Source organism: Streptococcus infantis (assembly GCF_001579645.1).
Taxonomy (GTDB): Bacteria; Bacillota; Bacilli; order Lactobacillales; family Streptococcaceae; genus Streptococcus; species Streptococcus infantis_E.
In genome coordinates this window covers 9,968-21,505 of the sequence record NZ_KQ970819.1, presented here as the reverse complement: position 1 = coordinate 21,505, position 11,538 = coordinate 9,968, and the positions used below count along the sequence as shown (strand labels likewise).

The 11,538-nt window shown below is 41.1% G+C and carries 6 protein-coding genes; 1 reads left to right on the top strand and 5 read right to left on the bottom strand.

The annotated features are described in order from the left end of the window. The 5 genes from SINDD18_RS11295 to SINDD18_RS04385 form a co-directional block, all read right to left on the bottom strand. Window positions 1-319, bottom strand: a 319-nt coding sequence (locus SINDD18_RS11295) for a YSIRK-type signal peptide-containing protein (RefSeq protein WP_241497338.1), incomplete at its 3' end; no start/stop codon positions are given. Between the two features lie 170 nt (window positions 320-489). Beyond that, on the bottom strand, window positions 490-8,340 hold the full coding sequence (locus SINDD18_RS04400) for an SIALI-17 repeat-containing surface protein (protein ID WP_061863248.1): 7,851 nt from the start codon (window positions 8,338-8,340) through the stop codon (window positions 490-492). Window positions 8,341-8,577: 237 nt separating this feature from the next. Continuing rightward, window positions 8,578-9,432 (bottom strand): bifunctional methylenetetrahydrofolate dehydrogenase/methenyltetrahydrofolate cyclohydrolase, encoded by an 855-nt coding sequence (locus SINDD18_RS04395; protein WP_061863247.1) that lies wholly within the window; start codon window positions 9,430-9,432, stop codon window positions 8,578-8,580. A gap of 132 nt (window positions 9,433-9,564) precedes the next feature. After that, window positions 9,565-10,299: an amino acid ABC transporter ATP-binding protein gene (locus SINDD18_RS04390; RefSeq protein ID WP_061863246.1), complete on the bottom strand. Its 735-nt coding sequence runs from the start codon at window positions 10,297-10,299 to the stop codon at window positions 9,565-9,567. Then, entirely contained in the window at window positions 10,299-10,982 is a 684-nt protein-coding gene (locus SINDD18_RS04385; RefSeq protein ID WP_006147032.1) for an amino acid ABC transporter permease, read from the bottom strand. Before SINDD18_RS04385 ends, SINDD18_RS04390 begins: the two co-directional genes overlap by 1 nt. Before the next feature lie 196 nt (window positions 10,983-11,178). Between SINDD18_RS04385 and SINDD18_RS04380 the strand changes: the two genes are divergently transcribed. Next, the gene (locus SINDD18_RS04380) at window positions 11,179-11,409 is read left to right on the top strand and encodes a DUF1797 family protein (RefSeq protein WP_000443576.1); all 231 of its coding nucleotides are present in this window, start codon (window positions 11,179-11,181) and stop codon (window positions 11,407-11,409) included. The last annotated feature ends 129 nt before the right edge of the window (window positions 11,410-11,538 follow it).

Below are 11,538 nucleotides of genomic sequence, written 5' to 3'. Positions count from 1 at the left end.
CTACTGTAGAATTTTTAGTTTCTACTGGTTTTGAAGAAGTTTCTTCAGGAGCTTGGGACTTAGTAGCTACCTCTTCCACTTTAGTCTCTGAAACTAAGTCTGCCTCTGCATCTTTAATAGCGCTTGCCAATTCTGGTGATAACTTATCCTCTGGTGGAAGCTGTGTAAGACTTGTTTCTGCTTCTAGTGCGGGCTCTGTCTCTGCCGCTTGTACCATACCGGCTCCAAAGATACTCGCACCAACCATTACTGAAGCTGCTCCTATTGCAAATTTTCGAATGCTATAATGACAACGTTTCTCAAAAAATTGATGATCCATCTTTCTTCTATTCCTTTCCTCCAACCACTCATCTAAGCGGTTTCATCCCTATTTTAAAAAATGGAGAGAACCCAGAGGTCCTCTCCATATGGTTGTAGCATTTTTCCATCCTATCTACTGGGATAGTCCAAGTATTTCTACAATCAATCAGCAATGTAGAGTTCCAAACTCTATTTTTCTTTACGTTTAACAGCTAGTAAAGCCACTGATAAAACAAGACTGAGACTTGCTAGGAAGGCAGCTGTATCAGATCGACTTTCACCTGTTTCTGGAAGTCTTGCTGAATCTACTTTCTCTGAAGCATTTTCAAAGTTTTCTCCCTTAACTGCTGGTTCATGACCTTGTTCTACTGGTTTTACTGGTTCTTGGTTTTGTTCTTTATAGACAATCGCATAAAGTCCTAGATCTTTGGTGACAAATTCAACCATGTCACCTACAAGCGTCACCTTTTGAACCTGCAAGCCTTGATCTAAGCTCATGTGATAAACTCCTTGAATCTGTCCCTTGACTGGTAATCTCACTAGGACAGCACCCTTGAGTTCAACTTCTTGGTTGTCCTTATCCAGCAATTTCACTTGATAAGCATCGTAGTGCTTACCAGCTAATTCTTGACGTAGAACCTTCTGCACTTGAAGCTTGAGGTCTTTAGATAACTCTTTAGTTAGCCCTGCTACCAGAACTCCAGTTTCCTTATCAGTCAAGATTCGGATCTCTTCAGCTGGTTTAACAAGACTTGGTGCTGGCTTGTTCCCCACTGTAGCTACTGTTCCTGTGTATTCTGGTAATTCATTCTTAGCGGCTTCTACCGCATTGACGCCACCTGTGTATTCTGGGACTTCGTTCTTAACTGCCTCTACTGCATTGACGCCACCTACAAATTCTGGGACTTCTACTACTGGAGCTGGTTCGTCACCTACTGTGCCGATTGCTTCTGTGTATTCTGGCAACTCATTCTTAGCAGCCTCCACTGCATTGACGCCGCCCTTGAATTCTGGCACTTCTACTACTGGAGCTGGAGCGTCGCCTACTGTGCCAATTGCATCTGTGTATTCTGGCAACTCATCATGCTTAGCGGCTTCTACTGCATTAACACCGCCCTCAAATTCTGGGACTTCTACCACTGGAGCTGGATCGTCGCCTGCTGTCCCGATTGCTTCTGTGTATTCTGGTAATTCATGCTTAGTAGCCTCTACTGCATTGACTCCGCCCTCAAATTCTGGGACTTCTACTACTGGAGCTGGTTCGTCACCTACTGTGCCGATTGCATCTGTGTACTCTGGCAATTCATTCTTAGCTGCTTCTACTGCATTGACTCCGCCCTTGAATTCTGGGACTTCTACCACTGGAGCTGGCTCATCACCCTTACTTGTAGTAATGGCTGGTTTGACCTTGACTTCAACAACTCGATCTTGCGCCTCAGTCGTATCTGTATGAACAGTGGTACGGTTAGAACCTAGAACCTCAACATAATCAACTCTTTCACCCTTCTTACCTTCTGAGATTACACGACGTTCATCTTGAGCTAAGTCATTGTTTTCACGAATAATTTCCTTAAATGGAATTTCAGTCTTGACAACTTCTAAACTTGGTCGTTCGAGAACAGGACTTTGGTCGCCTTCTTCAGGAACAATACGGTGACTAGGTTTGAAGTGAATACGATATTCCTTGACAAGACTACCATCCTTAGCAAGAAGACGAACAAGGCTAGGAAGGTTATCCTGACTAGACTCAACAACCGTTGTCACACTGTGACCACTTGCTTGAGCAGTCACCTGTGGTTTAGTGCCATTTAAGCTCACTGTATAATCTGAAACCTCAGGATCAAAGTTTTCTAATGCTTTTCCAGCAACCGAAATGGATACTGAAGGAGTTTCCTCATCTCTTGCTTTAGCAGGAGAGTAAGCACTAAACTCGACCATTGCTAGACCATTAGTTGTCGATTTACGAGTCATACGTGCTCGAATGGCTGTTGTCTGAATCGGATCAAAGGTAAATTCGATTGGCTTACCAGCTACGATGTCGCCAGATGCCTTATAAGGAATTTCTTGCCAGTTTTCTGCCTTGTTAAATGGATGATCCGCATTTTCTTCATAACGAGAAATAGTACTTGGTTCTGTATAGGCAGGCCCAACATATCTTTCCAGTACCATTTTTGCTGGTGCGTCTGTTCCACTGTCTTTAAAGAACTGAATAGCTACTTTTCCAACAGACTGAGGTGTAATCTGACCATTCTTCTTAAAGAGAATTCCCACAGATGTTTCTTGGTCTTTCGGAGTTCGAGACCAGTTAGTCCAACGTCCATCCTCGTTAAAGTGACCATCGTTGATATAGAAAATCTTATCCCGAGAAGCTGCTTGTGTATCATTTGTAGTAGACGCAAAGGCTTTAGAATCTGTCGCATTATTGCTTGCATTCTCAGAGATAACTTGATTACCTTTTGTAACAACTGTCACTTGCATCTTAGTTGTCAGGTCTGTTCCTAGGATATGACCAAGCACTTCAAAGGTACCTTCCTGGTCTGTCGCATGTTCAGCCACTGCATCCCATTCAACGGCTAGTTTATCTGTTTTCCAATCTGTTTCTGATGGATAGTAGACTGTCGCTTGTGTAGGTAATTGAAGTTTATCACCAACACTTACTGTCATGGCACCATTCTCTGCAACTACTGGTCCTGTAGATTCTTTTTCACCATCACGGAAGATGCGATATTCATTTAGAACTGTTCCATCCTCAGCTTTCAAGATAAGACGTGTCGCGCCTTTTTCACTTGTTGCAGGGACAACTGTCACTAAGCCATTGTTACTAGCTGTTGCAGTAATCTCTTTGCTAGCTTGAGGAATATGGTAGTCTGTCTTAGATGGATTGAAATGTTCAAGTTTCTTGCCATCTACTTGGATAGAAATTTCTGAGCTGGTAGCACTTGGAACTTTACTTCCTAAAATAGTGATTTCTGTCAAACCAACACCAGCAGTTCCATCTGCTTTCTTCATACGCATACGAACAGCATAAGTTTCAACCTTATCAAATGTAAAGTGGTTGGTTTGACCTGCAGATAATTGTCCTGGAGCTTTGAGATGTTCAACCTCTTTCCAGTTGGCAGCATTGTTGAATGGATGGTTGGTATCACGCTGAGCATTATTGACATCGTTTGGAAGATCTGGAACTTCTTGACCGACATAGTATTCAATAACATATTCTTTTGGAAGTCCGATTGCACCATCTGTGTAGAAATCAACTGATAGATTGTCTACAAAACGTTTTGTCAAATCACCAGAATTACCAAACAAGATAGATGCCCAGTCATTATCAGTATTTGTTCTCCAAGTTGTCCATCTGTTCTTGACATCTGTATTGGCTCTTGAAACTGTCAAGTCGTTCAAAGTATTAGCCGAATCATCACCACCCGTATTGGATACAATAGCAGCTGGCAATTGAGAACCAGTCCACTGTTTAGAGATATTATTTCCAGCAACAACTTGACTAGAAACACGGACATGGGCCTTGGTAGTCAGATGGCTACCCACTAATTGACCCTTGATTTCATAGATACCTTCAGTCTGACTAAAGTTCTCAGGAACCTTGTCCCAAAGGACATCTTTATAGACAGTTGTTCCATTAGAATGATAAGCACGAACACTAGCAGGTAATTGAACAGTTTCACCCTTAGGAAGAGTGAGGCTGATTTCTTCTGCAACCTGCAAACCTTCAACAGTCACATTGGCAAGAGCCTCAATATCTGTACCTTCTACATGACCTTTAAGGGTAAAGCTATGATAGTAACCAAGTTCTTTGGCATCTACCTTGTCCCAAGTTACAGCTACCTTACGAGGCAAGCCCTTATCAAATTCTGCTCCGATTTGATCAGGCAAATTCGGTTGCTGATTGATATCTGTAGAGATAGAAACAGGATGTAGCTTGACAATTTTCTTGTCTACTGTATTTTCTTTTATCACAAGTTCAGTTGCTACAGACTGAGTCTTATCAGTTTGATTGTCAATACGAGGAGTGAGGGTTACACTACCTTTCGTGTAAAGAAGCAAGTTCTGGCCGTTCACTTCAAGATGTCCACCATCAGCTGACTTAGCTTCCAAATGGATATCTGACGCTGAAAATTCAGTATGCGAACCATCCTCATAATGTCCAATGACATGATAAGGGAGAACTTGGTCTTCTGTTGCAGTCTCTTTACCTTCTACACTTACTTCCAAGCGTGTCAAGGCAGGGGCTTCCTTCACAAACTGAATCAAATATGTTTGAACCAAATCACCCCTTTGGTTACTCAAGAACACAGAAGCCTGATAATCATTAGCAGCCGAAGCCTGTTGAACTGTTACTTGGTAGCCAGTAGTTTGTGCACCAACACTTGGAATCTCAGCACTGTAAGGAAGGGTTACTCGGTAATAGGTCTTTCCAGTCTCAAAGTCTGCGAGAGTCTTGTCACCAACAGTGAGACCAGCAACAGTATTTTCTGTTTTCTGATCACTTGCGATAAAGGTTGCTGTCACCTCATAGTCATTACCTACTAATTTACCAGTTGCTTCTGTTCGTCCACCTTCTTTTTTCAAGGCATCAGGATCTTTCAAGGTCCATGAAACGACTTCCGCATCAACTAAGTTCCCGTCTGATAAAACAGCTGTAACAGTCTTATCCAAATCTTCTACGCTTGTACCAACAGGAACGGTTGCAACTTTAGGTAACCACTTATCAAGGGCAATAACTTTAACAAGGGCTTCAGCCTTGGATTCGATACCTTCCACACTACCTAGGACTTTTTTCGCACCAGCACTTGCACGGAGATTGTCTGGAATATCCCAAGTCACTGTTTTTTCTTCGACACTACCATCGCTATAAATAGCTGTCACAGTTTCTGGCAATTTAGGATTTTCACTGACATCAGTTCTTGCCTTAACTAGAGCATAGGCTACAAAGTGGCGATTTTCTTTCTTGCCTGAAACGGTTGTGACTGTTGCTTGATCAGAAGCTAAACCTGCAGAATCCGCATATAGGGTGAATTTCCCTTCTTTTTCAGTAGATTTTACAATGACAACACCTTTACCATTGAAGGCTTTTCTTTGCCATGTACCATCTTTCTGAGCTTTGTAGCGTTCACGACTAGCTTGTTCTCCATTGTCCACACCAACGATTTGCCCTTGCCCATGAAGATTGAAATGAACAAGATTATTTGCAGTTGGCACAACATTGCCATCTTCATCAACAATTTCATAATGGATGTAAGACAAATCTTTACCGTCTGCAGTAATAACATGTTCTTCCTTAGTGAGGCGAACTCTAGCAGGTTCTCCTGCTGTTGTTACACTGTCACGCGCAATTTCTTTACCATTTTCATCACGAGCAATAGCTGTTAAGGTACCTGGTTTATAGTCCACCAACCACTCAAGATACAATTCACTTGGTTTAGCTCCCTCGTGATACGGGCGACCATCTTCCGTTGTTTTCTTAACAAATTCTTTCTTACCAAGGGACTCATTGTTCAAGAACAATTCTACGCTGGCGGCATTTGAGAAGGTCCGTACAGGCACCTTGCCATTGACCAGCATATTACGTTCTTTAAGCGTTTCTTCAGTCCAATTCCAGTGAGGCATAATGCGAACAGTTGGTTTTTCTTTGGCACTATACCATTCACTACGGTAGAGATAGAAGTCATTCTTAGGCAAGCCTGCCGTATCAATGATACCAAAGTAAGAGCTTTTCACTGGTGTATTATCTTGATTATGCCATGGTGTAGGTTCACCGATATAGTCGAAACCAGTCCAGATGAACTGACCTGCATAGCCAGCACGATCACGGTCAAAAGTCCAAGATTCAGTAGCTGTTCTACCCCAGGCTACACGGTCATTACCATAGTCTGACTGTTCATAATGACGATTTGGACGATTGTCGTGCCAGAGTAAATGAGCAGGATCAAAATAAGAATCTCGAGTTCGAGTCGCTGAAGAGGTTTCAGAACCATAAATCAACCAATCTGGATGTTCCTTACGAACCGCATCATAATTCCGTTCCCCATAGTTCATACCAACAGCATCCATGATTGCTGCTAATTCTAAGAACAAGCCGCTTGACCTACGACTAAATTTATTTTCACCCATGGTCACATAGCGTTCTGTATCAATTGCTTTGATGATCGCTTTCAAACGCTTAGCTGTTTCTAAAGAGCGCTCACCGCCATCTGCTTCATCAACTTCATTACCGAGTGACCACATAACGATAGATGGATTATTTTTATCACGTTCGACCATGGTTCTGAGGTCAAAATCAGACCACTTCTCACCCTTCTTGGCTTCTGGGTGAGTTGCATCTTGGTCAAAGAAACGTCCATAGTCATACGTTTTCTTGCCACGATACCAAGTATCAAAGGCTTCTTCTTGAACCAAAAGTCCTAGATTTGCAGCAGCATCAAGCAACTGTGGACTTGCTGGATTGTGGGTTGTGCGGATAGAGTTAACTCCCATATCTTTCAGGAGTTTTAATTTACGATAGGTTGCCTTATAATTTTCTTCTGCTCCCAAGGCACCGTTATCATGGTGGATACTAACTCCATGGAATTTCATTCTCTCACCGTTCAAAGAGAATCCTTCTTTGGCTGTCCAGTTAAAATAACGATAACCAAAGGTATCTTCTGTCACATCAACTAGCTGACCTTCTTTATAAACCTTGGTTTTCAGGACATAGAGCTGAGGATGATAGCTTTTGGTTGTCCAGAGGGTTGGCTTATTAACCAAAATCGTTTGCTTAAAGTCAGCTGTCTCATTTCCTGCTAGGCTCTTAGTTACAGAACGAACCAAATCTGAAACAGCCTTACCTTCCTTAGTAAAAATCTGTTGCTCTACAAATACCTTGGCTAATGTCTTGGCAGTATTTTTGATCTTGCTTTGGATTTGTGTTTCAACGTTGCCATCTTTTTGTTCAGCTAGTTTTGGAGTTGTGATATGATTTCCATTTTCAGCAACTTGTACCTTATCACGATAGCTTAAAGTCACATCGCGATAGATACCACTTCCTGAGTACCAACGACTACTTGGTTGCTTATTGGTAACCTGAACTGCAATGGTATTTTCACTACCATCTTTATTTAAAAATTCAGTAATATCGTATGAAAAATGATTGTAACCACTTGGATAATGACCTACAAATTTACCATTTACATAGACCTTGGAGTCCATGTAGACACCATCAAAGTTGATCCGAACATCCTTATCCTTAGCAGCTTCGTCAACCGTGAAGGTCTTGCGATACCAGGCAGTACCCCCGTTTAATTGACCACCTTCATTTCGGGCAGGAGACTTGTGGTCAAAATCAAAATAGATACTCCAGTCATGAGGAAGGTTCAACTTAGACCAGTCATGAACATCCACATCTTTCTTAGAAAAATCACCTTGAGAATTTAATTTAAAATACCAGTCTTTGTTGAAATTTTGTTTTCTCTCTTCAAGGAGCTGATTTTCTTTTTCCTTCTCTTTTGTAGCTTGAGGTGATTCACTTGCAGAAGCTTTTTCTTCCTTGCTTTTATCATCCGTTACAGGTTTATTTTGATTAGGTGTATCAGTATGTTCTTCTCGAAATGCTGGCTTTTCAGCATTTGCTTCTGAAACTGTAGACTCTTTCCCCTCTACTTCAGCAGCAGGTTTTTCAGTTTTTTCAACTTTGTCTTCTTTAGGGCTGACTACTTCCGCTTCCTTTTCTTCCTTAGGACTTGTTGCCTCAGTCACCTTTTCTTCAGTTATTGGTTTTGCGGATTCAACAGTATCATTTTCTTTTTCAGTAGCGTTATCTTGTGGGCCATTTTGCTCAGCTTTTGCAATGGCTGCAGCAATATCATCTGGAAGCTTATCTAAAGGTTGAACTTGATGAATCGTTTCCTCACTGGGACTTGCTGTTTCGGTTTCAGCTGCTTGAGCCACCTGAAGACCAAATATACTAGCTCCAATCATAACTGAAGCCGCACCAATGGCAAATTTACGAATACTATAATGACACCGTCTTTCAAAAAATCTCTTATCCATTATTGTTCCTTTCCAATATTCTAGTAAGCGATTACATTTTACTCCAAAAAATAAACCTCCCTCTAGACGCTTACTTATTTTATCCATATAAATATTGATGCTTTTAATATATCAAAATAGTAGAGTTTTTTCAATAATTTGTAGAAGTTTTACTGTAATTTTATTAAAAGAAGTGAAAGAAAAAACAAGTTCATTTTTTAGAACTTGTTTCTTCACTATATAAAATCAATGCTTGTATTATCTATCCAAACTACGCAATGTCGCATGATAAGTCTGCTCCATCAGCATGGTAATGGTCATAGGTCCAACTCCACCAGGTACAGGTGTGATATGGCTAGCGATTGGCGCAACAGCATCATAGTCAACATCTCCACAGAGCTTGCCATTTTCATCTCGGTTCATCCCCACATCAATGACAACTGCTCCAGGTTTGACAAAGTCAGCAGTAACAAACTTAGCACGACCAATTGCTACGACAAGAATATCCGCCTTAGAAGCTACCTTGGCAAGATTATGTGTTCGTGAGTGGGTTAAGGTTACAGTTGCATTCTTAGCTAATAACAACTGGGCCATTGGTTTACCGACAATATTAGAACGACCAATGACGACTGCATTCTTACCTTCTAGTTCAATCCCATACTCATGAAACATTTCCATAATACCAGCTGGAGTTGAAGGGATCATAACTGGATGACCAGACCAAAGGCGCCCCATGTTGAGCGGATGAAAACCATCCACGTCCTTTTCTGGATCAATAGCCAATAAAACAGCTTCTTCATCGATGTGTTTTGGCAAGGGTAACTGGACCAAAATACCATGCCAAGCTGGATCGTGATTGTATTTGGCAATCAAGTCCAACAATTCCTCTTGGGTAATGGTTTCAGGAACTCGCACAACTTCACTTTGGAAACCTGCAGCTATCGCTGAACGTTCCTTGTTACGAACGTAAACCTGACTGGCTGGATTGTCCCCAACCAAAATAACCACCAAACCAGGCACCAAACCTGTCTCTTCCTTTAATTTAGCTGTCTTTTCAGCCAATTGTCCTTGTAGCTTGGCTGCTAAAGCCTTCCCATCAATAATCTGTGTCATGTGTTTTCTCTTTTCTAACAAATATCTTCTATTATATCAAAAAAATACTTGTCCCTCTAACACTTCTTACCTAAGTGACCTTATAGTCTGAAACTATAAGAAAAAGCCCACTTGGAGCTTTTCATGATATTCTTACAAAACCTTACTCAAGAAATCTTTGGTTCTTTGTTCTTGGGTTTGTTCAAAGACTTGCTCTGGAGTTCCATCTTCGACAACAACACCGTCAGCCATAAAGATGACGCGGTCTGCCACTTCACGCGCAAAACCCATCTCATGCGTTACGATAACCATGGTCATTCCTGACTTAGCAAGTTCTTGCATTACCGCTAGTACTTCCCCTACCATTTCTGGGTCTAGGGCAGAAGTCGGTTCATCAAAGAGTAGGACATCTGGTTCCATGGCAAGACCACGAGCAATAGCGATACGTTGTTGCTGCCCACCAGACAAACTTTGTGGATAAGCATCTGCCTTATCTGGTAAACCAACCTTTTCCAAGAGCTCATGCGCTCTCTTCTCAGCAACTTCCTTACTTTCCCCTTTTGTCTTGATAGGGGAAAGCGTGATGTTATCCTTCACTGTCATATTGGGGAAGAGATTGAACTGTTGGAAAACCATTCCCATCTTTTCACGCATGGCAAAGAGGTCGTTTTTCTTATCTGTAATGTCTACTCCTTCAAAGATAACCTTTCCTTTTGTCGCTTCTTCGAGGAGATTCATAGAGCGAAGGAGGGTTGACTTCCCGCTACCTGACGGTCCGATAATCACCACTACTTCTCCCTTTTTTATCTCCAGATCAATTCCTTTTAAAACTTCATTCTTTCCAAAGCTTTTATGAAGGTTTTCAATTTTAATTAGCGTTTCAGTCATTATTTTTTCTCTCCTTGTCCCATACGATTTTCAAAAGCTTTCAAGGCTAGTGTCAAGATAGAGGTCATAATCAAGTAGTAAAAGGCTGCAAATAAGAGTGGAGTTAAAGGCAAGTAGGTGGTTGTTGACACCGTAGTAGCTCCATTCCACAATTCCATGACACCGATTGCTGACAAGAGCGAACTATCCTTGATAATGGTAATAAACTCATTCCCCAAGGCTGGCAAGATATTCTTGATGGCCTGTGGCAAGATGACATAGCGCATGGCATTTTTAGGACGAATCCCTAGAGAGTAAGCCGCCTCTAATTGACCTTTAGGTACTGCATTGATACCAGCACGAACTGTTTCTGATACATAGGCACCACTATTCATAGAGATAATGATAATCCCTGGAATCAAACGTGAAAAATCAACTCCCAAAACACCAATCTGAATTGTCGGAGCATTGATGTGCATAAGAGCAAAAGCAATCATGATCTGTACCATCATAGGTGTTCCACGGAAAATCCAAATATAAACATTGGCAAGCCAAGCTAAGGGCTTCATTTTAGAACGTTGAGCAAAAGCCAAGACTATCCCTAAAATTGTCCCCAAAAAGACAACCAAAACAGAAATCAAGACCGTTACGAGAGCACCATAATTAAAATATGGCAGATATTTAGGTAAAAAAGAAAAATTCATAAATCCACTACTTTCTAATTTCTAACTTAAAACTTGTATGAGTATAACATGTTTTGAATAAAAATGCAATCTTTTTCCTTTTATTTTCAATAAAATTTCAAAGAAAACAGAAATAGCGAGAAATCTTAGTTTTTTCTAGTCAAGTGGATACTCTTTATGGTAAAATAGTAACGATAAGAAATGGAGGAGAATCAAAATGGAATCACATTTGGTTAGAATCATCAACCGCCTAGAAGCAATGACAAAAGATGGTGGTAACTTAAAACGTAACTTTGAGCGCGAGGGAGTTGTTGTAGCTGAAGTTGCTTTTAACCATGATGAAGAAAATGGCCCAATCTTTACACTTCGTGATGTTGAAGCTCGTGAAACATATACTTTTGACAGCATCGACTTGATTGCGATGGAAATTTACGAACTTCTATACTAATAATAGATATACAGAGGTTGGGACAAAAGATCCCGACCTCACTTTTTATTAGCAATCAAACTTTGACGCGGTAGCTGATTGGACTTTTCGTTCGTCTTTTAGACTCCCAAAACTCCTAATCATCTTCGC